Source organism: Bacilliculturomica massiliensis (assembly GCF_900605495.1).
GTDB classification, from domain to species: Bacteria; Bacillota; Clostridia; order Peptostreptococcales; family Anaerovoracaceae; genus Bacilliculturomica; species Bacilliculturomica massiliensis.
In genome coordinates this window covers 66,937-90,171 of sequence record NZ_LR027601.1, presented here as the reverse complement: position 1 = coordinate 90,171, position 23,235 = coordinate 66,937, and the positions used below count along the sequence as shown (strand labels likewise).

Genomic DNA, 23,235 nt, shown 5'->3' with positions numbered 1-23,235 from the left:
CCGGATTCCAAAAAAACTGCAGACGGCGTCAAAGACGTAAAAAAGGAGCGCCCCCAGCGTTCCCCGCCGCGGCGCTCCATCTATTGTTATTCTTCACAGGAAGCATATCTCTCTTTTTCCCGTCTCACACCGGCTCTTTACCGCCCGTCTGCCTGCTGTCTGCCGATTTTTCTGAACTTCTCATACCGCTGTTCCAGCAGTTCCTCCACCGGAAGCTTTTTGCTCTTCTGAAAGGCGTCGTACAGCAGATCTTCGAGAAGATAGTAGACCTTCTTAAAATCTTTTTCCATCTCCGGCTCGCGGATGACCTTTTCGGCCACGCCCAGTTCTTTCAGATCCCGGGCTGTCAGCCGCAGACTCTCCGCAGCCTCTTTCATTTTAGAAGCGTCCTTCCACAGAATGCTGGCGCAGCCCTCCGGAGAGATCACGGAATAAAAGGAGTTTTCCAGCATCCAGACCTGATCCGCCACAGCCATGCCCAGCGCGCCGCCGCTGCCGCCTTCTCCGATAAACAGCGTGATGATCGGCGTGCGCAGCGTCATCATCTCCATCAGGTTTTCAGCGATGGCCTGGCCCTGTCCCCTCTCCTCTGCCTGGATCCCGCAGTAAGCTCCCGAAGTGTCCACGATGCAGATGACCGGCCGGCCGAATTTCTCCGCCAGCTTCATCTGCCTCAGCGCTTTTCGATAGCCCTCCGGATGCATGGAGCCGAAATTGCGCTTCACTTTCTCCTTGGTGGAATGGCCTTTTTCCATAGCGATGACCGTCACCGGCATGTTCTTCAGCTTTCCCACGCCGGCCACCAACGCCGGATCGTCTCCGTAGCGCCGGTCCCCGTGAAATTCCATAAAATCGATGATCAGATTTTCAATAAAATCCATGCCCGTGGGACGGCCCTTGGCTCTGGATGCCGCCACCCGCTTATACGCGTCCATTCTGCGCGCATCGTCCCCCTCGTCCATCTCCGGCAGATTTTTGATCAATTCCATCAGACCAGCACCTCCTTACTGTGAAGAGCCAGCAGAGACCTGAGATATTCCCGCTGGTCCTGCCGCTTTACGATGGCGTCCACAAAGCCCTTTTCCAGCAGGAACTCCGCTCTCTGAAAGCCCTCCGGCAGCTTCTGCCTTATAGTCTGCTCTATGACCCGCGGTCCCGCAAAGCCGATGAGGGCTCCCGGTTCCGCCAGGATCACGTCCCCCTCCATGGCGAAGCTGGCGGTCACGCCCCCGGTAGTGGGATCGGTGAGCACCGTAACGTACAGCAGTCCTCTGTCGCTGTGCCGTTTGACGGCTCCGCTGGTCTTTGCCATCTGCATCAGGGAGAGGATCCCCTCCTGCATCCGCGCGCCGCCGGACACGGTCCAGCCGATCACAGGAAGTTGGCGCTCCGCCGCGTATTCAAAGATACGCGCGATCTTTTCGCCTACCACGGTCCCCATGCTCCCCATCATGAAATCTCCGTTCATGAAAAATACGGCGCAGGGAAATCCGCCTATGGCAGCGGTGCCGCAGACCACGCCTTCTTTCTCGCCGCTGACATTTCTGGCGCTCTGCAGCTTTTTGTCATACCCCGGAAATTCGATGAGATTGCGCGAGGTCATTTCCGCGTCCAGTTCGGCAAAGGAGCCCGGATCCAACAGGATCTCCATACGCTCTCTGACCTTGATCTTAAAATGGTGCCCGCACTTGGGACATACTCCGCAGTTCTGATTCACATCCTCCGCAAGCATTGTGCCCTTGCAGGCGGGACAGCTGAGGAACATATCGTCGGGGACCTCCGGATGCTGCTCGCGCATCTCTCTGACTGACGTCTTTCCGTAATCCTCCAGCTGATTTTTCGGTTTCCGAAACAACCCTTTTTTTAACATATCAATAACCTCTTGCAAACTTCATTTGACCGCCGCCTTGTCTGTATGCAGGCCGGCGGTACGGCCCGGCCCTCTGGTGCAGCCGCTGCCTGCGTCCCGTCTCTAAAAATTCATATCCAGACTTTTGATAAAATCCGTATTGTAATTTCCCACTTCGAACCGCTCGTCGGACAAGATCGCCAGCTGCAGTTCGCTGTTCACGGTGATCCCTTCGATGACCAGTTCGCAGAGGGCCGCCTTCATCTTTCTGATCGCTTCTTCCCTGGTCTTGGCGTAGACCACCAGCTTCCCGATCATGGAATCGTAGAAGGGCGGCACCGTATAGTCCTGATAGATGGCGGTATCGAAGCGTACCCAGGGTCCTCCCGGCACGTGGAGCAGCGTGATGCGGCCTGCCTGAGGGCGGAAATCCTGTCGGGGATCCTCCGCGTTGATCCGGCACTCGATGGCGCTCCCCGAGATCTGTACATCCTCCTGGGTGAAATCCAGCTCCAGCCCGGAGGCCACGCGGATCTGCCATTTCACCAGGTCCACGCCGGTCACCATCTCCGTGACCGTGTGTTCCACCTGCAGTCGGGTATTCATCTCCATAAAATAAAAATTGCGGTCCTCGTCCATGAGAAACTCGATGGTCCCCGCATTCTCATAATGAGAAGCCTTAGCGGCTCTCACCGCCTGATCCATCATCTTTCTCCGCGTCTCCTCGTCCATAGAAGGGGAAGGACTCTCCTCCAGCAGCTTCTGATTCTTCCGCTGGATGGAACACTCCCGTTCTCCCAGGCAGACTACATTTCCCGCCCTGTCGCACAGGATCTGCATTTCGATGTGCTTGGAAGGCGACAGAAAACGCTCCATGTAGACGGCTCCGTCTCCAAAAGCGCCCTGGGCCTCCGCCGTGGCGGTCTGATAGGCCATCTCCAGTTCGGACGCCTCCCTGACCAGACGGATCCCCCGTCCGCCGCCGCCGGCTCTGGCTTTCACCAGCAGCGGAAAGCCGATGCGTTCCGCCTCACGCTTTGCCTCCTCCAGGCTGGCTACCACGTCGCAGCCGGGAATTACCGTTACCCCGGCCTTCTGCATGGTCTTTCTGGCCTGATCCTTATCGCCCAGCAGTTCGATGACTTCCGACTTTGGCCCGATAAACGCGATCCTGCATTCCTCGCATAGCCTGGCAAACTTCGGATTTTCCGACAGCAGACCGTAGCCGGGATGGATCGCTTCCGCTCCCGTCACCACCGCCGCGGACAGAACCGCGTTCATATTCAGATAGCTGTCCTTGGGAGAAGGTCCTCCGATGCAGACGCTCTCGTCCGCCAGACTCACGTGCAGCGCGTCCCTGTCGGCCTCGGAAAAGACGGCGACCGTTGCGATCCCCATCTCCTTACAGGCCCGGATGATCCGCACGGCGATCTCTCCCCTGTTCGCGATCAATATTTTTGAAAACATTACGTTACCCCGGTCTTTCTTACCCTAAGTTTACAGTAAATACCTGACGAGCCGGCTGCGCCTCCGCTCTCCGGTCTTATTTCACCAGCGCGAAAGAGAACTCTCCGCTGACACAGAGCTTTCCGTCCACGCTTCCTTTTCCCTTCGCAAAGTAAAAAGGCTCTTTCACCCGCTCGATGGTGCATTCCAGCGTCAGAACGTCTCCCGGCTTTACGGGCCGCTTGAATTTTACGTTGGTCAGTCCCGTAAACATGGGCAGAGCCGCGCTGTCTGCGCCGTCCCCCATGGGGCTCTCCGACAGCAGCACGCAGCAGGTCTGCGCCATCATCTCGCACAGTATTACGCCGGGGACCACAGGGTTTCCCGGAAAGTGGCCCTGCAGGAACCACTCGTCCCCTTTGACCGTATATCTGCCCACGGCTTTTTTCCCCTGGCCCTCCGCCTCGGGAATGTCCGCCAGCTCCGCCTCTTCCACCAGAAGCATGGGTTCCCTGTGGGGCAGGATCTTCTTGATCTCCTCTTTATTCATATCCTTCGCTCTCCTTCGTCCGCCGTCAGTTCCGCTTTCAGGCCCAGAGGCCGCTTGCCGGCCCAAAGGCTGCTTGCCGACCCAAAGGCTGCTTGCCGACCCAAAGGCCGCGACGCGGCCGTGCCGCCGCGCGGTCCCGGCATCCTTTTGCGGTCCAGCTTTATTTTAAATAAAACAGCGGCTGTCCGTATTCTACCACGTCGCCGTCGGCTGCGCAGATCTCCGTCACCACACCGCCGACTTCCGCCGTGATCTCATTCATCAGCTTCATGGCTTCCACAATGCAGACCACGTCGCCCTTTTCCACCCGGCTGCCCACAGAGATAAACGGTTCCTCCCCAGGGCTGGGTCTGCCGTAAAACACGCCCACCATAGGCGATCTCACAGCCTTGCCCGCAGGCTCTGCGCCGCATGTGGCTCCAGCGCCTTCAGCCCCCGTAAAAAGTCTCCTTTGGAAACATATTGGCAATATTTCCTGCGGGATAAAATATAAATATGATTGCGGGCGGCGTCTCCGCCGCCCTCTTTTACAGCGCGGTTGTCGTGTATGTTACTGCACTGTTATGTGTATAAGAGACAGCGACTGTTCCAGGAGAGAGACCAGCTCTCTGATTTCATCTATTTTCATCTTCGCCTCCATACCTGCGGCCGCGGCTTCGAAAAACCGCGGCCGAAAGTGAATTTATCAGCCTTCATACTTTTTAAAAGCCAGACATCCGTTGTGGCCGCCAAAACCCAGCGACACGGAAAGTCCCAGTTTTACGTCTGCGTCCACGCTCTTGTTGGGCGTGCAGTCCAGATCGCATTCGGGATCCGGCTCGGCATAGCCGATCGTCGGCGGGATCTTCCCATCCCGCAGAGCCAGGACCGTTGCGATGGCTTCAATTGCGCCGGCCGCTCCCAGCATATGGCCCGTCATGGACTTGGTGGAGCTCATATGGATCTTCCGCGCCTTCTCCTCGCCAAGAGCCGTCTTGATCGCCAGCGTTTCCGTCTTATCGTTCATCGGGGTGCTGGTGCCGTGAGCGTTCAGGTAGATCGAACTTCCGTCGATCTCCGTCAGCGCGTTTTCGTTAAAGGGAGCTTCCGCCGGTCTGGCGGCGGCAAAACCGGATTCCGCCATAGCCTGACAGATGGCCCGGGCGCCTCCCAGCGCGTCGGGCCGCGGAGCGGTCACGTGGTGAGCGTCGCAAGTATTTCCATACCCGGTGACCTCCGCGTAGATCTTTGCGCCGCGCTTTACGGCGTGCTCATATTCTTCCAGAACAAGGATCCCAGCGCCCTCTCCCATGACAAATCCGTCCCTTCTCTTGTCGAAGGGCACCGAACACGCCTCGGGCTCGTTTCTTGTGGTCAGCGCCATGCAGTTTGTAAAACCGGCTACAGCCAGCTCCACTACTGTGGCCTCGCTGCCTCCGGCGATAATCGCGTCGGCAAATCCGTAGCGGATAGCCCGGAAGGCCTCTCCCACGGCGTTGGTCGAAGTGGCGCAGGCTGTGACCACCGGCAGGGACGGCCCCTGGGCGTTGAACCGGATGGCGATGTTTCCCGCCGCCATGTTGCCGATCATCATGGGAATGAAGAAAGGCGAAGTCTTTCTCGGTCCGGAGGCGATGATCTTTTTCGCCTCGTCCATAAAAGTGGTCATGCCGCCCGTGCCGGAACCCACGTAAACGCCCAGCCGTTCCGGATCCACGTTGGGCGTTTCACCGGAAGCGGAGATCCCGCTGTCGGCCACGGCTTCCAGCGCCGCGGCGATGGCGTACTGAGAGAATGCGTCCTCCCGCCGGGACTCGCCCTTATCCATGAAATCCAGCGGATTAAAATCCTTTACCTCCGCTGCGATCTTTACTTTATAATCTGTGGTGTCAAATTTAGTGATAAACCCGATGCCGTTTTTCCCTGCCAGAAGGCTGTCCCAGAAGGCGGGGACGCTGTTCCCCACCGGCGAGACCGCTCCAAGGCCCGTTACTACTACTCTTTTCATGGCTTTTTACCTCACTCGTTCGTTCTGTGCAAATTCCTCGTCAAACTCCGCCGCAAGCTCTGAAAACAGCTTCTCCACGGTGGTGATCTCCTTTATCCTGTAACCGTTTGCCCCGATAAACGCGAAACCGTTATCCAGCTTCCCGTAATATGCGCTGATCAGCGCCGAGGAAATGCAGTAGGGCGCATTTTCTTCCCCGCAGGTGATGATGCAGTGGCGCGGGCAGACCTTGGGATGTCTCAGCCCCTGTTTCGCTTCGCTGAGAAAACCGTTCATCAGCGCCCGCCCCGGAAGCCCCACGGGGCTTTCGATGATTCCAATATCCTCCTTCGTACAGTTCACATAAGCCTGCTTGAAGGCGATATCCGCGTCGCACTCTTCCGTGGCCACAAACCGGGTGGCCATCTGAACGCCCGAGGCGCCCAGACTCAGGATCCTGTAAATATCCGCTCCGGTGTAAACGCCGCCGCCGGCTATGACCGGAATGGTTTTCCCCGTCTGCTCTTCGATCTTTCCGACCTCCTCCACCACCTGGGGCACCAGCGCCTCCAGCCGGTATGCCGGATCCTCGATCTGTTCTTTGGAAAAGCCCAGATGGCCGCCCGCCATAGGTCCCTCTACCACGAAGGCGTCAGGCACGTAGTTGTGGCGGCTGATCCATCGCTTTGCGATGAGTTTGGCCCCTTTAGCCGACGAGATGATGGGCACCAGCTTCGTCCGCCCGCCCTCTTTCAGGCATTCCGGCAGATCCAGCGGAAGCCCCGCTCCCGCGAAAATGACGTCGATCCCCTCTTCCACAGCGGCTTTCGCCGTCTGGGCAAATTCGGAGATGGCCACCATGATATTCACGCCCAGCACACCTGTCGTCATCTGCTTCGCCTTGCGGATCTCCTGGCGCAGAACGGAAATATTTCTGGTCTCTCCGTTTTTCTCCGCCTGTGCGATCACATCCGTATCAGTGAGAGGGGTTCCCATGAAGCCCAGTCCAACAGCTGAGATCACGCCGATCCCTCCCTGATCGGCCACCGCAGCGGCCAGTCTTTTTCCGGAAACTCCGATCCCCATGCCGCCCTGTACAATGGGCGTCGGCAACTTCAAATCTCCCAATTTCAGACCTTTTCCATGCCAGTCAAACATACTTTTTGTTCCTCCTTCGTGACAACAGATGAACTGCGGCCTCGTCTCCCCGGCCATTCATTGTCACAATATCTAAATATACAGGCCCCCGTCTACCTTTATGATCTCACCGGTGATGTACGCTGCCATATCGCTGGCCAGAAACACCGCTGCGTTGGCAATATCCTCCGGACGTCCCATCCGCTTCAGCGGGATCGCCGAAACGGCGGCCTCCCTTGCCCCTTCGGGCAACTGATCGGTCATCGCCGTGGCCACGAAGCCCGGCGCGATGGCATTGCAGGTGATCCCTCTGGGAGCCAGTTCTTTTGCCACCGTTTTGGTCAGCCCGATGAGTCCGGCTTTGGCCGCAGAATAGTTGGCCTGCCCGGGATTTCCCATCATGCCGGACACGGAGGTGATATTGATGATCGTTCCGCTTTTCTGCTTCATAAAGGATCTGCACAGAAGCTTTATCATGTGGAAGGCTCCTGTCAGATTGGTGTTGAGGACCTGTGTAAAATCTTCTTCTTTCATGGCCATGAGAAGGCCGTCTCTGGTGATACCCGCATTGTTTACAAGAATATCCACCGATCCGAAAGCGGCCAGTATCTCCTTTACCGCCGCTTCCGCATCTGCGGGATCCGCGATGTCGCAGCGGCGGCTTTCCGCCTTCACGCCCAGCGCCCTGATCTCGGAACAGGTCTCCTCCGCCGCCGCGGTATTTCCGGCGTACAGCAGCGCGATATCCGCGCCCTGCGCCGCCATGGCCAAAGCGATGGCTTTGCCGATCCCTCTGGACCCGCCGGTGATCAGCGCAGTTTTATTTTTCAGCATCTCGTTCATTTTTCTATCCTCGCATATTATTCCGCCGCGTTTCAGACGGCAAATACCTTCGCTGCGTTGTTCGGACCCTATGCCGGTCTGTCCGTCGGCATTTCACATGCATCCTGTCGGCCCCATTCCGCCCGCAGCGCCGGCGGGGGATTCTATTTTAAAAGAGCCTCCGCAGTCTTCTGCAGATCCTCCGCATTGTCTACATTGTAGACCGCCGCCTGGGGCGCGATCTTCTTAATGAGTCCGGAAAGGGTTTTTCCGGGTCCCACCTCCACAAAGGTGTCGAAGCCGTCCGCCGTCATGCGCTCCACGGTCTTCTGCCACTGCACAGGGGTCTTTACCTGTGCGGCGATCAGCGCCTTTCCTTCCGCCGCATCCTCGGGATAGGGCGCCGCGCTGATGTTGGCGTACACATCAATGTCCGGTTTTCTGTAGTTTACATGGTTCAGCGCTTCTGTCAGCGCCTCTGAAGCCCCGGCCATATGCGGGCTGTGAAACGCCCCGCTCACCGCCAGAGGCATAGCCAGCCCCCGGGCCTCCTTCACTTTTTTCGAAAACTCAGGCAAAACGTCCTTCTCTCCGGCGACCACTGTCTGGGCCGGGCTGTTGTAGTTTACGGGCCAGACGCCTTCCTGTCCCGCACAGAGCTCCTCCACTTTTTCCGGCGGCAGCTTAACCACCGCCACCATGCCGCCCTGATGTTCTTCGGCCGCCTGATTCATCGCCTCGCCCCGCTTGACTACCAGACGAAAACCCGCTTCCTGCCCTGCTTTTCTGTCCGCCGGGCCGTCCCCGGAGGTTCCGTCGAATGCCCCTGCGAAAGTCAGCGCCGGGATCTCTCCCAGCGAAAAGCCCGCCACGCCCTCAGGGCGCAGACCCTTTTCCGCCAGCTTCTCCGCCAGCGCGCAGGCCGCGGCCAGATCCGCCGCGAACAGGCAGGGCTGCGTGTTCACCGTGATAGAAAGTTCTTCTTTAGACGCGCCGAAGCACTGCTCCGACGTATTGGGCCTGACCGCATCCGCCGCCTCAAAGACAGCTTTCGCGGCCGGACTGGCCCCGCACAGATCTTTTCCCATTCCGGAGTACTGCGCTCCCTGGCCGGCGAAGACAAACGCTATTTTACCCATTTCATCCCTCCGGCGAGCACCTGCTCCGCCTCTTCAAATATCTCTCTGATAATGTCCGCCGCCGGCTGCTCTTTCTTGACCATAGCCGCGATCTGACCGGACATGAAGCTGCCCTTCTTTTCGTCTCCAAGCACCGCCGCGGCATACAGGGAACCGGCCCCGAAGGCTTCCAGCTCCTCGTCGCTGACGCTGCTGTCAAATTCTTTTTTCAGAAATTCCTTGGCGAAAGGAGTCTTCAGTGTTCTCACGGGGTGTCCCAGACGCTTTCCCGTGGTCATGGTATCGATATCCTTTGCCTTGAGGATCTTGTCCTTATAGGTACGGCTCACGCCGCATTCCTCCGCCACCAGAAACCGGGTGCCCAGCTGAACGCCGCAGGCTCCCAGCATGAACACCGCAGCCACGCCTCTGCCGTCTGCGATCCCTCCCGCTCCGATCACCGGGATCTGCACCGCGTCGCACACCTGCGGCACCAGAGCCATCGTCGTGACCTCGCCTACGTGACCGCCGGACTCGCCGCCCTCGGCGATCACCGCGGCAGCGCCGTTTCTCGCCACCAATTTGGCCATGGCCGTTGAGGCCACCACCGGGACCACCTTGATCCCCGCGGCGATCCAGTCCTTCATATATTTCGTGGGATTGCCGGCTCCGGTGGCGACCACCGCTACCTTTTCCTCCGCCACGATCTTTGCTACTTCTTCTACGTGAGGGCTCATAAGCATGATATTCACGCCGAACGGCTTGTCGGTCATGGACTTTGCCTTCTTGATCTCAGCTCTCAGCCACTCTCCGTCGGCGTTCATGGCGGAAATGATCCCCAGGCCGCCGCCGTTTGACACAGCCGCCGCCAGATTCGCATCCGCGATCCACGCCATGCCTCCCTGAAAAATCGGATATTCGATCCCTAAAAGTTCACATATCGGTGTCTTTATCATTTTCTCACTAACCCCCTGCATCTCACGCTGCAATTAAAAAGTCTCCTTTGGAAACATATTGGCAATATTTCCTGCGGGATAAAATATAAATATGATTGCGGGCGGCGTCTCCGCCGCCCTCTTTTACAGCGCGGTTGTCGTGTATGTTACTGCACTGTTATATCTGCACACCTTCAGATCTGCTGCCGGACCGCCTTCGGCCCCGTCTTCCGGCGCGCCTGCGTTCCGTTCGTTCCGGTCCGTTTCTATTTTGCAGCCAGCTTCTCGTCGATGGCGTTTACCACGTCGCCCACGGTCTTCAGGCTCTCATTCATCTCCATCTGGATCCCGAACTCGTCCTCCAGGTTCATCACCAGCTCAACGGTGTCCAGAGAATCCAGCTCCAGATCCGCCCAGGTGCTCTCCATCTTGATCTTGTCGGCCTCGCAGTCTTTCGCCTCTACCAGTAACTCTACCACTTTCTCAAATGTGCTCATTTTCGTTTCCTCCATTTCCCGCGTTTCCTCACGGATCACGCGGACTCTCTTTTTCTTAGATTTTATTTATATTATTTGAAATGAACGCGGCGGTCTTCTTCTGATGAGATCCTCCGCCCTCATTTTTAAACCTGATCATTCCCGGCCCCAGCGCACTGCGCAGGCCGCCGTGGTCAGCCCTGCCCCGAAGGACGTGAACAGCAGAACGTCGCCTTTTTTCAGCATTCCCTTTCTCCTGGTCTCGTCCAGCAGGATCGGAATCGCTGCCGCCGATGTATTGCCCCGCTGATCGATGTTTACCAGAAACTTTTCATCGGCGATGTCCAGCTTGCTGGCGGCGAAGTCGATGATCCTGCGGTTGGCCTGATGAGGCATGACGTAGGTCACATCCCCGCAGCTCAGTCCCGCTTCTTTCATGATCTGCTTCAGATCCCGGATCATGGAAGCCACCGCAAAGCGGAATACCTCCTGCCCATCCATGTAGAGATAATTTTCCCTCGCCTTTTTTATCTCTCTGCCATCGCTGTCCGAAGTTTCCGAAACGTTCTCCGCCTTTGTGCCGTTGGAACGGAACGGGCAGTTCCCCTTCACATTCTCGGCGTAGAGAGCGCCGTGATTGCCTCTGGTAGTCAATCTGGCTGCGAGAAGGTCCCCCCCCTCGCCGAGGACCACGGCCCCCGCTCCGTCGGCGAAAATGACCGCCGTACTCCTGTCTTCCCAGTCCGCGATCTTGGAGATGGCCTCCGCGCCGATCACCAGCACCCGTTTGACGCGGTCTCTTGCGAAGTAGCCGTCGGCCACGTCCAGCGCGTAGAGAAATCCGGCGCAGGCCGCGTTCACATCGAAGGCCGGACAGCTGGCTCCCAGCCGCTCCTGCACCAGGCAGGCCATGGACGGCGTGATATAATCTCCCGTCACCGTGGCGCAGAGGATCAGATCCAGATCTCTGGCCGTAACGCCTGCGTCTTCCATTGCGTGCTCCGCCGCTTCACAGGCCAGATCCGTCACCGTTTCCTCCCCGCAGAGCCGGCGCTTTTCGATGCCGGTCCTGCTTCTGATCCACTCGTCACTGGTGTCCATGACTTTTGCCAGATCGTCGTTCGTTTTGCACAGAGAGGGCTCCGCGCTTCCTGTTCCCAATATAGTAAAACTCATCGAATTCCTTTTTCCTCCAGCTTCTTTTCCAATGCTTCGTTTCTGTCCACGAAGTACCCGTTGATCTTCGTCACTCCCTTGATCAGGATCTGCTTCTCTTCGTCTGAGAGCTCCGACGCCACTCCGCGGGCCAGATTCTTGTGAAAATACTGGTGCCCTGAATTCACTTTCCTGCCCTGTCGGGTCAGTTTGACATAAACCACCCGTCCATCGGACTCCGACCGCACCTTTTCCACGTAACCTTTCCGCACCAGCTTGTTGATCGCCACCGTCACAGAAGGCAGCGTGATCTCCTGATCCACGGCCAGGTCGCTGATGGTCCGTCCCCGCTCTCCTCCTCTGGCCACCGCCTCGATGAGATGCAGCTCGCTGATCGAAAGATTGATCTTCGTAAATCTGCGGATCGTCTGTTCCTCCATCTTGTTGATAGAGCGGAACGTCTCAACTATCAGTTCATTCAATTCCTCTGCAAAGCGATCCATTCTGTACCCCCATGGCGCCGGTACTGAAAATCCCGCGCCAAACTTTAGTTAGATTGTCTAACTAATTATATGGCTGTGTCTGTGGTTTGTCAATTCATTTTTTTTGACAGATTACGACCGGCGTCACCGAGGTATTTACGCAGAACGCGGCCCCTCTGCAGCCGCCAAGGCTGTCAGAGGGGCCGCGCCCTATCCCGCTTTTCCTCTATATTAGGTGAATGGTCACCGTATTGCCTCTCCACTCGTCCCCCTCGTAGAAGACCACGTATCCCAGCTTTTCCAGCTCCCGCACTGGGATCCAGGTGCGCTGATCCTTCTGGTATCCGTCCAGGTAGACAAAGGTCCCCTCCCACGGCACGTACGCTCTCTGAACGTTGCTGTTCCACTGGGGCGAAAGTCCCAGGGCGGAACAGATGTCCTCAAGTTTCACAAAGAGTCTGCCGCCGCGCATCTCGAACTCCACTCGTCCGTAGCCGCCCAGCTGCGCCCACAGAGGTTCCCGCAGCTCCGTTTCGGAGTAAGACATGGCCCGCCGTCTCAGTCCGAGATCCCAGTCGGAACTCAAATCGTCGCTGCCGTCAGGATCGTACCAGTGCAGGGATACCGTGCTGACGGAATTGTATTTCTTCGCCAGTTCCAGAAGCGTATCATCCAGCTGCTCCTCTGTCATGGCAGCCTGGGGAGCAGCAAACGACGCCGCGGTCTCTCTGGTCCGCACCTCGGCGGTGACCGCGGCCAGATCCGCGCCGTCCGCTGTCAGTCCCATGCGCACCTTATACTCAAAGACGCCTGCAGACGGCTGAGACAGCTCCACCGCATAATAGGAATCCTTCAGCGCACGGAAAGGTTCGCTCTTTTCCGCCTGATCGATGAAAGATCTGGCCGTGTCAAACCAACCGGTGACGGCAGACATATCTTCTTCGCCGATCTGGACGGCATCAGAAAACAGATCCGTTCCCAGACCCGCCCCGGAGCCGCCGCTTTCCTCTTCATCCGCCAACATGCCTCCCAGCAGGGCTCCGGACTCATCCGCACAGGCGCGCAGATAAACGTTCAGCGCTTCTCTGTATTCCTCCGGATTCGTCTCGATATAGGTCAGGTACCCGCGCAGCAGACGTGGTATCTGGGCCAGGGTGATCTTCATCTGATAGGACCCGCTGATCTTTTTTACCAATCCCGTCTCATATCCGGCGTGAGCGTCTCTGAGAAATGTCAACGCGGCGTCCAGGATCCGGGCCTGGGCCCCGTCTGATCCGGCCATCCCCTTCATGAACTGTCTCATGAGGGCTCCGGTATGCTCATCTTCGTAAAGGCTGACCGACAGATAGCCGGCGTCCCCAAGAGCCAGGCTCAGATCTCTCCGGTACTCCTCCGTATAGGCGTAGCACTGCGACAGGTCGGGATCCAGCGCCTGCATCAGCTCCATAGCCCCCAGCAGCGTCTGTCTGGAAATGGTCACTTCCCCGGAGATCCCGTCAAAAAACACAGTGCCCAGGTCCCACTCTTTTCCGTCCGCGCCGCATTGAATACTCAATTCTTCCCAGAGTCCGTTCACTGTGGAATAGGATCCCTGCCAGGAGACGGACAATTTCTTTTTCCAGCCTCCATCCGGCGGTGCGGCAGCCAGGTCTTCCTCTCCGGAAAACAACCCTGTCAGCGCGGTCATGTCGATCTCCACCTGGGCCGTACCCGAAATTTCACCTTCGCTCACCCCATTAGCTCTGCGGGCCAGCTCCAGATAACCCAACTCGGCCGATGTGCAGCCGGCCAGCGTTCCCGTCAGCAGCAGTGCCGCCAGCAGCAGCGCCAATTTCTTTTTCACAGCATGCTCCCTCCTCTCGCCTTTTACCTTCCCTTGTGTTTCTGCTTCTTCTTCTCCTGCTTCATCTGAAACCGCCGCTCCTGCTCCTGTTCCCGATTCTTCCGGGCGGTCTTCTTCCCCTCCAGCTTTCCTTCTTCCCGCTGGAGAGCAAGCGCCTGCTGAGCTTTCGTACCGGTCCCCGATGCTTGAAGCTGCCTGCGTATCTGTCTTTGCAGCCGCTTCGGATTGACGGCGGTTCCCCTCGGTCTCCCGCCTCCGCGCGCATCCACAGCGGGGCTGAACCGCAGTTCGTCACCGTGTTTCTGAAAATACTCGCTGACCGTGTAATCCTTCGGCTCCGGGCCGAAGGTGATCTTGCAGGCGGTGATCTTCCCGCCGCACTCCCTCTCATACACGCCCACCCAGAAGGGATCTTCAAAAAATACGGTAAAACTCGAAACCACTTTTTCCATATCCGTTCCTCCTTTTCATGATTCCCAGAGAACGGACAACCAAAGGAGGCAGGTTACTGACAGTCCAGGTTCTGCAGTGGACTGCGTCCGGACTACCAACCGGACTGTGTTTTTATCTCTGTACCTTCATTATAAGTAAGAATTCCTCTGCAGGCAAGGAAAATCAACGGGCGAAAGGCATTCTTCCAGATCTCCTCCCGCGCCGGCGTTTCCTTCCCCCACCTCGAATTTTGTCGAAAAGGGAATCTTTCTTATTGACATTTGTCGCAAAAAGAATATTCTATTAAGAAAGAACGACAGGTATACTATAGAAATGATTCATAACGCGTAGAATTCAGTGTCACAACGACCGCTGCCCCAGCCTTTTGCAGTCCGCGGCGCCCCCAGATCCCCCCATCGGCGGATGTTCGGCGCCAGGCATACGGCTCGCCGCAGACCGGCTGGCTGTCAGTGATGGAGAACGCCACGGAAGTCGAGTACGCACCCAATATGAGTACGCCCGGCAACGCAGTTGATTGACTGATTCTGTCAAATCAACTGCCTTTTTCTTTTTCGTTTCACTCTTCATTCTGATCCTGCCGCATTGTGCCTGTCCTGACCTGAATCCGCGGAAAGGAGATGAAACAACATGAACAATTTTCTGGCAGATTACCTTTCAAAGATCATCGACGTACCTTTTCTGATCAAAACAGAAAACGGCCAGCGGCAGATCGGTTCCGGCCATCCGGAATTCACGGTCACGCTGAAAGGAGATCTGGACAAAAAAGAACTGATGACCAGCACATCCCTCGCCCTGGGCGAGGCTTACATGCGCGGCCACATCCAAGTGGACAGAGATCTGTATGAAGTACTGGATCTCTTTCTGGGGAACATGGGCAAATTCACTACAGACGAAAACGCCCTGAAAAAGCTGATCCATTCATCTCTGTCAAAGAAGAATCAAAAAGTGGAGGTCTCCTCCCACTACGACATCGGCAACGATTTTTATTCGCTGTGGCTTGACAAGAGCATGAGCTACTCCTGCGCCTATTTTAAGGAAGAGGGCGAAAGCCTGGATCAGGCGCAGATCGACAAGGTGGATCACATTCTGGACAAACTGCAGCTGAAGGCCGGGATGACCCTGCTGGACATCGGCTGCGGCTGGGGATTTCTCCTTCGCCGCGCCGCAGAGACCAGAGGTGTGAAGGGTTTTGGCATCACGCTCAGCAAAGAACAGCACGATAAATTTGCCGCCGATATCGCGGCGGCAGGCCTGGGCGGCCGGCTTACCTGTGAGATCATGGATTACCGAGATCTGAAAAAGACGGGACTCGCCTTCGACCGGGCCGTCAGCGTAGGTATGCTGGAGCACGTGGGGCGCGGAAACTACGGCGAATTTCTGGACTGCGTAAATTCCGTCCTCGCCCCCGGCGGTCTGTTCCTCCTCCACTATATCAGCGCTCTGAAGGAACACCCCGGCGACGCGTGGATGAAAAAATACATCTTCCCCGGCGGCACCATCCCCAGCCTGCGGGAGATCATCGCCCTCATGGCGGACTATAACTTCTACACTCTCGACGTGGAGAGCCTTCGCCGCCACTACAGCAGGACCCTTCTGTGCTGGCGGAAAAACTTCACGGAGCATGTGGACGAGATCCGCGCCGCCAGAGGCGAAGAGTTTGTACGCATGTGGGATCTCTACCTGGCAGCCTGCGCAGCCACCTTTAAAAACGGTATCATCGATCTGCACCAGATCCTGATGTCCAAGGGCGTCAACAACGACCTGCCTATGCTGCGGACAGTATAGCGCTGCACAGCGCCTCCGATAGTCGCGGCATGAACCACTGGCCGGGGGCCGGATTTAAATATCCGGCCCCCGGCTTTTTAATAACATACGGAAATAACAGTTGACAAACGGTACTCCTCCGTCATATGATATTAGTTGTGAAATTCAACAGTTGTTTTGTCCAACCGTTGATCTGTGCAACTATATCGGTGTATTTCCGGGATCTATGATGAAGAGAAAAAGGAGCCTGACCATGAACCCCAATATCGGGATATTCCGCCGCTGTGAAGCATTTTATATCCGCACAAAAATGGAGAAGTACGGTCTCTCCCCGCTGGAGAGCAAGCTGCTCATGCTGCTGAAAGAGAAACGGTATCATCAGGATGAACTGGGCTGTCAGATGAATCTGGATAAGGGACGCATCGCCAGATCCGTCTCCCTGCTGGAAGATAAAGGACTGATCCAGCGCGAGACCAACGCCAGAGACAAGCGGCAGAAATTCGTCTCTCTCTCAGACAAAGGCCGGGAAATGCTCACCCAGATCAGTAAAGTTTACAAAGACTGGGACGATATCTGCTATTCTGGTTTTACAGAAGAAGAAAAACGGCTGCATCAGGAATTTCTGAGCAGGATTGCGGAAAACGCCGTGGAATACAGACGCAGTCACGCGGAAAAATACACCGGCCCCTGCGGAGGTTCAAGTACTTCCCAGCCGGCTGAAACGGAGGTAAAACATGATTAAAAATCTGACAGAGGGAAATCCTCTGCGATTGCTCTTCTTTTTCGCACTGCCCATGGTGGTGGGAAACTTATTTCAACAGCTCTATAATATGGTGGATTCTGTGGTCGTCGGCCAGTTTGTGGGCGAGGACGCGCTGGCGGCCGTGGGTTCTTCCTTCCCCGTGGTCTTCCTCTCTATCGCCATCGCCGCCGGCCTGTCCATGGGCTGCACCGTAGTCATCTCACAGCTCTTTGGCGCCGGCCACATCCGTGAGATGAAGGTGACCGTGTCCACCGCTCTGGTCGCTCTGGGCGTGGTGGGCCTGGTGATCATGGCCCTGGGCGAGGTGGCCGCCCTGCCCCTCCTTCGGCTGCTGGGAACCGACCCCGACATCATACTGGACGCTCTTTCTTATCTGCGGATCTATTTCGGCGGAGCCATCTTCCTGTTCCTTTACAATTCCCTGAACGGCATCTACAACGCCCTGGGAGACAGCAAGACTCCTCTGAAATTTTTAATGATATCGGCCCTGACCAATATCGTTCTGGACCTGCTCTTCGTGATCCACTTCCACATGGGCGTGGCAGGCGTGGCCTGGGCCACCCTGGCAGCTCAGGGCCTGTGCGCCGTGATCTCCTTTTACGTGCTGATCAGGCGTCTTAGAAAAATGCCTAACGAGGAAGGCTTCGATCCCTCCGACGCCTCCCAGCGGTTCCGCTATTTCGAATTTCGGGCCGCCCGGCGCATTGCAAAAGTGGGCGTTCCTTCCATGCTTCAGCAATCCATCGTTTCCCTGAGCATGATGTTCATGCAGGGACTGGTCAACTCCTACGGAAAAGTATTCGTCGCCGGATACACGGCCGCCACGAAGATCGACACGCTGGCCATGATGCCCAATATGAATTTCTCCAACGCCATGTCCAGCTACACGGCGCAGAACATCGGGGCTAAAAAAGCCGATCGCGTAAAAGAAGGATACCGGGCCAGCCTTCTCATGGTGCTTATCTTTTCCGCCCTCATCACGCTGATCATCTACCTCTTCGGGCCCCATCTGCTGGGCTGGTTCCTGAACAACGGTTCCGGCAGCCACGCCATGAACTATGGACTGAAATACATGAAGACCGTCTCCCTCTTCTACGTGCTCATGGGCTTCATGTTCGTGGGCAACGGTCTTCTGCGGGGCGCCGGCGATATGGGCGCTTTCATGCTCAGCTCCTTCTCCAACCTGATCTGCCGGGTAGTCATCGCCTACGTTCTGGCCTATTTCATTGGCGCCAGCGCCATCTGGTGGTCCATACCCATCGGCTGGGGGATCGGCTCCCTCTTCTCCTTCTTCCGCATCCAGAGCGGAAAATGGAGATCAAAGGGGCTTGTGGAAGAAGCTGCTTAGACGGCGGCCGCGGCTGCGCAGGCTCCCTCTGCAGACCCGCCCGCAAGCTCACAAACCCGCAAGCTCACAAACCCGCAAGCTCACAGACCCGCAAGCTCAGGCCCGCAGCCCCATGCTGGTTCAGCCGTCCCTCAGTCCTGCCTAGACCGATCCCTGCAAAAACAGCCGGAGAGAGTTTCTCCGGCTGTTTTCGCGTTATATGGTTTTTATGAGAAGAGATCGATTATTGTGGCAGCCCAAACCGTCCGCTGCGTTCGTGAAGGATCACTTTCCTCTTGCGCAATTCTTCCAGATATTCTTCCGGATCATAGACCTGATCCGGAGTGCGGATGCCCACCTGGTCGATGCCCCTGGCCAGCAGCTGGACGCCCACAGACATGGAGCAGGCGGTGCTCTTGGCGTAACAGGCGGGGATCCCCCACTCGTCCTGACCGGGCGTGGTGGTGTAGAATGACAGTTCTACCTCCTCGCCGTCGAGAATGCCTTTGCAGTCGACGGTCAGGCAGAATCCCCACACATCTTCCTTGGCCAGATCAGGATTCGCGAAGATGAATTTCTCTATAAATTCGATGGGAGCGATCTCCGTGTCGCCCACCTTGACGGGGGGCGTGGTAAAGAACCCGTAATCATTCATGAACTTCAAGAACCGGTGCTGTCTCGGCGTCCACGCTCCGCGGATGGTACAGGTCTTCACCGTGGGCATAGTGGCCGGTATGGTGTAGACCTCATTGTGGGGCACATAGTACGCCGGCTGAGGGCCGAAGGGCTCGGGGAAGTTCACGATCTTCTCGCCGGTAAAGGGCCCCACATAGTGCTGCTCCCCGTCGGCATAATAGCTGCGCATGGTCTCGTTGGGGTCCAGCTCCCACAGGGTGGTGCGCACCAGCCCCGGCGCCGTCTGGATAGCCCGGAAGGAAGCGAAGGCGATATGTACTTCGTCCAGTCGGTCCAGCTTCCTGTTGGCGAAAGAGGCGATCATGTTGGAGGTCCCGGGCGAGATACCGTCGCAGACCACGAACAGCAGGCCTTTTTCCTCCAGCAGATCGTTCATGGCCAGCTGATCCTTGGTGGCCCCCAGATCCGTTCCCGTCACGCCGGCTTCCACGCAGCAGCGGTTGATGTAAGTATCGTACTGAAACGGCAGACAGTTGCACACCAGATCAAAGGGCTTCATCAGTTCAACTACCTCGTCCATGTTCTCGATCTCGATCTGTACCGCTGAAAACCTGGGATCTGAAAGGGACTCCACCAGTTTCGTGATCTTTTCCAGATTCCCGTCCGCCACCGTGACGCTGTCGAACTCGCTGGTGGCCGACAGATCTTTCACCACCTCCGAACCGATCAGGCCGCCTCCGCCCAGAACAAGCAATTTCTTCAGTCTCAGCATTTTAGCTCCTCCTTTTCCTCACTCTCGTGCACCGATATTTTATTCTCGTACACCGACCGCGTTTACCTGCCGCCCCGCAGACCGGACACCGCGTTTTTGATCCGGTCAAGCGCAGCCATGACGATGGTCCGCGGACAGGCCGCGTTGAGCCGCACAAATCGATCGCCGGACCCTCCCTGGCCGCCGAACTCGTAGCCCATGCAGGGCTGTACCCTGGCGGACTCCAGGAAAAATTGCTCCAGCTCTTTTCCGTCCATCCCCAGAGCGCTGCAGTCCAGCCACATCAGATAGGTCCCCTCAGACCGGACCGCCCTGATCTCCGGCACATACCGTCTCAGATAGTCGTACACCAGCTCCTTGTTTCCGTCCACATACTCGATGGCTTCGTCCAGCCACTTCTCGCACAGGGGATCGCTGTAAGCGGCCCTGGTGGCGGTAATGCCGAAGATATTGTCCAGTCTGGTCTGGCCGATGCCCATTTCTTCATCGAAGGCACGGCGCTTTTCCGGATCGGCGATGACCAGAGTCGAGGTCTGCAGACCGCCCAGATTGAACCCTTTGTTTGCGGAATAACAGGCCATGCAGTTTAACGCCTCCTCCTCTCCCAGGGAGGGAAAGGCTGTGTGGCCATACTTTTGAGACACAAAATCAGCGTGGATCTCGTCGGAGATCACAAAGACGCCGTATCTTCTGCAGAGCTCCGCCGCCCGCTGCAGTTCTTCCCGCCGCCACACCCGTCCGGAAGGATTGTGGGGGTTGGAAATGATCATGACTTTTACGTCCCCGGCCAGTTTTGATTCCAGATCGTCAAAATCAATTTCGATCTTCCCGTCTTTGATCAAAAGCTGAGATTCCGCCAGTCTGCGCCCGCTCTTTGTGACTACCTCGTGCAGGGGATCGTAGTTGGGCATCAGCACAATTACCCCGTCGCCCTTTTCCGTCAATATGCGCAGCATGGTATAGATCGCGTAAAGCACGCCCGGAGGGGCGAAAGCCAGCCATTCCTCCCTGGGCTCAAAACCGTACCTGCGTTTCATCCAGCCGGCGATGACTGCTTCGTAGCCCTGATCCCTGACGGTATAGCCGTACAGCGGATGCGCCGCTCTCTCCTTTACCGCCGTTGCCACCGGCTCCGGACAGGCGAAGTCCATATCCGCCACCCACATGGGAATGATCCGGTCTTCTTCCAGCCCGTATCTGCCGCCGCTCCACTTGTACGCTCCGGTCTCCCGCCGGTCGATCTGCCGGTCAAATCCTGCGTAAACGTTTTCTTTCTTTTCGCGCTCTCTATCTTCCACAGTCGCCCCCCTCTGCCAGTTCCACTACGCCTGCAGCCGCAAGCGTTCTCACCTCTTCTTCCGTATAGCCGATCTCCATGAGAATACCCATCGTATCTTCTCCCAGCAGGGGCGATGCTTTCACCACCTCCGCCGGCGTCTTTTCAAATTTGATGGGGATTCCCACGGCCTTGTATTTGCCTACGTTGGGATCGTCGATCTCCACCACCATATCCCTCTGCAGCATGTGCGGCTCCCGCATGGTCTGCCCCGCGTCGATGACCGGAGCCGCCGCAAAATTCTCACAGCTGAATATGGCCTTCAGCTCTTCCATGGTCTTGTCTCTGAAAAAGGGCTCCATGGCGCCGATCAGCTCAGCGTTGTGCCTGCACCGCAGCTCGTTGTCCTGAAACCGGGGGTCTTCCAAAAGCTCCGGCATATCCGCCTCCCGGCAGAATTCGGCCCAGCCTTTTTCCGTGACAGCGGCCACCGTATACCACCCGTCTTTGCACTGGATCACATCGTATGGCGCCACCATGTGGCTGCGGCTGTTGCCGCTGCGCTCCATGACAGTCCCGCTGACGCCGTATTCCAGGATCGCGTCTTCAATGCTGGCAAACAGAGAGTCCTGCATAGCCACATCCACCGTCTGACCCTCGCCGGTCATCAGTTTGTGATAATAGGCCGCCGCGATCCCGAAGGCCGCCATCAGTCCAGTGTAGCTGTCCCCGATGGAACAGCCTGAACGGACCGGCTGACGGTCGGGAAACCCTGACTGCCCCATGAGCCCGCAGGTCGCCTCGATAATATTGTCGTAAGCCGCCAGTTTCGCCAGCGGGCCGGTCTGACCGTAGCCCGTGACGGAAGCAAACACCAGGTCCGGCTTGATCTTTTTCAGTTCCTCATAGCCGATTCCCAGCTTATCCATGGTGCCCACCTTGAAGTTGTTCACCACAATATCCGCCTTCTTCACCAGCCGCCGGATCAGCTCCTTGCCCTCCTCCTTCGACAGGTCTACAGCGATCCCTTCTTTATTTCTATTGTACAGAGCGAAATAGGCGCTGCCGCCGTTTTCCGCCAGGGGCATCCATTCACGGGTCTGGTCGCCCGTCCCCGTCCGTTCTACCTTGATGACCCGCGCGCCGTAGTCGGCCAGGTTCAAGGTGCAGTAGGGCCCGCTGAATGCCTGTGTAAAATCCAGGACTGTCACGCCCGAAAGTGGTTTCATCCTCTCGCCTCCTCTTCACAACGCTGTTTCGGCTCCCCGTCTGTCACGATCCCCTGTGCGGTCAGCCGACGGATCTCCTCATCTTCGTATCCCAGCTTCTTCAGGTACCGGCCGGTATCTTCTCCCAGCAGCGGCGCGCCCCGGTCCACGCTTCCCGGCGTCTTTCCCAATTTTGCCGGTATACCCGGCATGCTGACAGATCCCACCTGCGGATCTTCCACCGTAAGGACCATTTCCCTGTGGCTGATCTGTTCGCTCTGCATGGCCTCCAGAACAGTGCACACCGACCCGCAGGGGATGTTTTCCTTTTCCAGCATGGCCTCTATCTCGAACTTCTTCATGGTACTTGTGATACTCTCGATCCGGTCTCGGAGACCGCCGTCCAGATAATGTTCGCCCCGCTTGGCGTTGCTTGAAAATCTGGGATCCTCCAGCAGATCCTCCATACCCATCACACGGCAGAATTTTTCCCACTGAAAATCGCTGGATACGCCGATGGACACAAATCCGTCCAGTGTCTCGTATGTATCGTAGGGCGCGATGGCCTGAGACATGTTGCCGTTTCTGGTATGCTTGTGCCCCAGAACAGAACAGTCCACCATGCCGTCCTCCAGCACCGCGAACAGAGAGTCTGATGCCGCTACGTCCACGAACTGCCCTTCTCCGCCTTTTCTCACATGGATCACCGCCAGCACGATCCCCAGCGCCAGGTGCATCCCTCCGTAGAGATTGCCCAACTGAGCCCCCATGGTGATGGGCGGACCGTTAAAATATCCCGACATATCCAGCATGCCGCTGTATGCCTGAGCTGTATTGTCAAAGCAGGCTTTGCTTTTATTTTCTCCCTTGCGTCCGTACCCGGTCAACGAAGCGTACACCAGCTTCGGATTGATCCTGCGCAGTTCCTCGTATCCCAGTCCCAGCTTTTCCATGGCGCCGTACTTGAAATTCTCGCACACCACGTCGGCGTCTTTGACCAGTTCTTTTACAATGGCTTTCCCTTCGTCCGTCTTCAGATCCACGGCCACGCTTTTTTTCCCTCTGTTGAGATATCCGTGGTAAACACTGTAGTTCCCGTTCTTCGGCGCCAGCTCACGGAGTTTGTCTCCTCCCTTTACATTTTCGATCTTGACGATCTCCGCTCCGAAGTCAGCCAGCAGCATGGTGGCGTAGGCCGCCCCGTGCAGCTGTGAAAAATCCAACACTTTGATTCCTTCCAGTGGCTTCATGCTGTAT

At 57.0% G+C, this 23,235-nt stretch carries 22 protein-coding genes; 3 read left to right on the top strand and 19 right to left on the bottom strand.

Annotated elements, in window-relative coordinates:
• Positions 1-137: 137 nt before the first annotated feature.
• The 15 genes from E0E37_RS05485 to E0E37_RS05415 form a co-directional block, all read right to left on the bottom strand.
• Positions 138-989 carry an acetyl-CoA carboxylase carboxyltransferase subunit alpha gene (locus E0E37_RS05485; RefSeq protein ID WP_130861985.1) on the bottom strand — a complete coding sequence of 284 codons (852 nt, stop codon included), beginning with the start codon at positions 987-989 and terminating at the stop codon, positions 138-140.
• Complete coding sequence (gene accD, locus E0E37_RS05480; RefSeq protein ID WP_130861984.1) at positions 989-1,870, bottom strand: acetyl-CoA carboxylase, carboxyltransferase subunit beta; 882 nt, start codon at positions 1,868-1,870, stop codon at positions 989-991. Before accD ends, E0E37_RS05485 begins: the two co-directional genes overlap by 1 nt.
• Before the next feature lie 102 nt (positions 1,871-1,972).
• On the bottom strand, positions 1,973-3,316 hold the full coding sequence (gene accC, locus E0E37_RS05475) for an acetyl-CoA carboxylase biotin carboxylase subunit (protein WP_130861983.1): 1,344 nt from the start codon (positions 3,314-3,316) through the stop codon (positions 1,973-1,975).
• Between the two features lie 76 nt (positions 3,317-3,392).
• Positions 3,393-3,845 (bottom strand): 3-hydroxyacyl-ACP dehydratase FabZ, encoded by a 453-nt coding sequence (fabZ, locus tag E0E37_RS05470; RefSeq protein ID WP_130861982.1) that lies wholly within the window; start codon positions 3,843-3,845, stop codon positions 3,393-3,395.
• 160 nt (positions 3,846-4,005) lie between these two features.
• A complete protein-coding gene (gene accB, locus E0E37_RS05465; RefSeq protein WP_281275514.1) occupies positions 4,006-4,314 on the bottom strand; it encodes an acetyl-CoA carboxylase biotin carboxyl carrier protein in 309 nt (102 codons plus the stop codon).
• Between the two features lie 216 nt (positions 4,315-4,530).
• The gene (gene fabF / locus E0E37_RS05460; protein WP_130861980.1) at positions 4,531-5,832 is read right to left on the bottom strand and encodes a beta-ketoacyl-ACP synthase II; all 1,302 of its coding nucleotides are present in this window, start codon (positions 5,830-5,832) and stop codon (positions 4,531-4,533) included.
• 6 nt (positions 5,833-5,838) lie between these two features.
• On the bottom strand, positions 5,839-6,969 hold the full coding sequence (locus tag E0E37_RS05455; protein WP_130861979.1) for an NAD(P)H-dependent flavin oxidoreductase: 1,131 nt from the start codon (positions 6,967-6,969) through the stop codon (positions 5,839-5,841).
• Between the two features lie 72 nt (positions 6,970-7,041).
• Positions 7,042-7,791, bottom strand: a complete 750-nt coding sequence (fabG, locus tag E0E37_RS05450) for a 3-oxoacyl-[acyl-carrier-protein] reductase (protein ID WP_330548543.1) — start codon at positions 7,789-7,791, stop codon at positions 7,042-7,044.
• A 143-nt stretch (positions 7,792-7,934) separates the two neighbouring features.
• Positions 7,935-8,909 carry an ACP S-malonyltransferase gene (locus tag E0E37_RS05445; RefSeq protein WP_130861978.1) on the bottom strand — a complete coding sequence of 325 codons (975 nt, stop codon included), beginning with the start codon at positions 8,907-8,909 and terminating at the stop codon, positions 7,935-7,937.
• Positions 8,897-9,844, bottom strand: a complete 948-nt coding sequence (locus E0E37_RS05440) for a nitronate monooxygenase (RefSeq protein ID WP_130861977.1) — start codon at positions 9,842-9,844, stop codon at positions 8,897-8,899. The genes E0E37_RS05445 and E0E37_RS05440 overlap by 13 nt, the downstream gene beginning before the upstream one ends.
• Before the next feature lie 245 nt (positions 9,845-10,089).
• Positions 10,090-10,320 carry an acyl carrier protein gene (locus E0E37_RS05435; protein WP_130861976.1) on the bottom strand — a complete coding sequence of 77 codons (231 nt, stop codon included), beginning with the start codon at positions 10,318-10,320 and terminating at the stop codon, positions 10,090-10,092.
• Positions 10,321-10,455: 135 nt separating this feature from the next.
• Entirely contained in the window at positions 10,456-11,475 is a 1,020-nt protein-coding gene (locus E0E37_RS05430) for a beta-ketoacyl-ACP synthase III (protein ID WP_130861975.1), read from the bottom strand.
• Positions 11,472-11,957: a MarR family winged helix-turn-helix transcriptional regulator gene (locus tag E0E37_RS05425; RefSeq protein WP_130861974.1), complete on the bottom strand. Its 486-nt coding sequence runs from the start codon at positions 11,955-11,957 to the stop codon at positions 11,472-11,474. The genes E0E37_RS05430 and E0E37_RS05425 overlap by 4 nt, the downstream gene beginning before the upstream one ends.
• 205 nt (positions 11,958-12,162) lie before the next feature.
• Entirely contained in the window at positions 12,163-13,779 is a 1,617-nt protein-coding gene (locus E0E37_RS05420; protein WP_130861973.1) for a hypothetical protein, read from the bottom strand.
• Positions 13,780-13,802: 23 nt separating this feature from the next.
• Positions 13,803-14,231, bottom strand: coding sequence for a YjdF family protein (locus E0E37_RS05415; protein WP_130861972.1), 429 nt, complete (start codon positions 14,229-14,231; stop codon positions 13,803-13,805).
• A gap of 628 nt (positions 14,232-14,859) precedes the next feature.
• Between E0E37_RS05415 and E0E37_RS05410 the strand changes: the two genes are divergently transcribed.
• From E0E37_RS05410 to E0E37_RS05400, 3 genes are all read left to right on the top strand, one after another.
• The gene (locus E0E37_RS05410; protein WP_130861971.1) at positions 14,860-16,017 is read left to right on the top strand and encodes an SAM-dependent methyltransferase; all 1,158 of its coding nucleotides are present in this window, start codon (positions 14,860-14,862) and stop codon (positions 16,015-16,017) included.
• 232 nt (positions 16,018-16,249) lie between these two features.
• Entirely contained in the window at positions 16,250-16,738 is a 489-nt protein-coding gene (locus E0E37_RS05405) for a MarR family winged helix-turn-helix transcriptional regulator (RefSeq protein WP_130861970.1), read from the top strand.
• Positions 16,731-18,107 carry an MATE family efflux transporter gene (locus tag E0E37_RS05400; RefSeq protein WP_130861969.1) on the top strand — a complete coding sequence of 459 codons (1,377 nt, stop codon included), beginning with the start codon at positions 16,731-16,733 and terminating at the stop codon, positions 18,105-18,107. Before E0E37_RS05405 ends, E0E37_RS05400 begins: the two co-directional genes overlap by 8 nt.
• Before the next feature lie 223 nt (positions 18,108-18,330).
• Here the strand turns inward: E0E37_RS05400 and E0E37_RS05395 are convergent, their stop codons facing one another.
• From E0E37_RS05395 to E0E37_RS05380, 4 genes are all read right to left on the bottom strand, one after another.
• A complete protein-coding gene (locus E0E37_RS05395) occupies positions 18,331-19,494 on the bottom strand; it encodes a saccharopine dehydrogenase family protein (protein WP_130861968.1) in 1,164 nt (387 codons plus the stop codon).
• Positions 19,495-19,556: 62 nt separating this feature from the next.
• The gene (locus E0E37_RS05390; protein WP_130861967.1) at positions 19,557-20,792 is read right to left on the bottom strand and encodes a MalY/PatB family protein; all 1,236 of its coding nucleotides are present in this window, start codon (positions 20,790-20,792) and stop codon (positions 19,557-19,559) included.
• Entirely contained in the window at positions 20,782-21,999 is a 1,218-nt protein-coding gene (locus tag E0E37_RS05385; protein ID WP_130861966.1) for a CaiB/BaiF CoA transferase family protein, read from the bottom strand. Before E0E37_RS05385 ends, E0E37_RS05390 begins: the two co-directional genes overlap by 11 nt.
• The gene (locus E0E37_RS05380) at positions 21,996-23,228 is read right to left on the bottom strand and encodes a CaiB/BaiF CoA transferase family protein (protein WP_130861965.1); all 1,233 of its coding nucleotides are present in this window, start codon (positions 23,226-23,228) and stop codon (positions 21,996-21,998) included. The genes E0E37_RS05385 and E0E37_RS05380 overlap by 4 nt, the downstream gene beginning before the upstream one ends.
• Between the last annotated feature and the right edge of the window lie 7 nt (positions 23,229-23,235).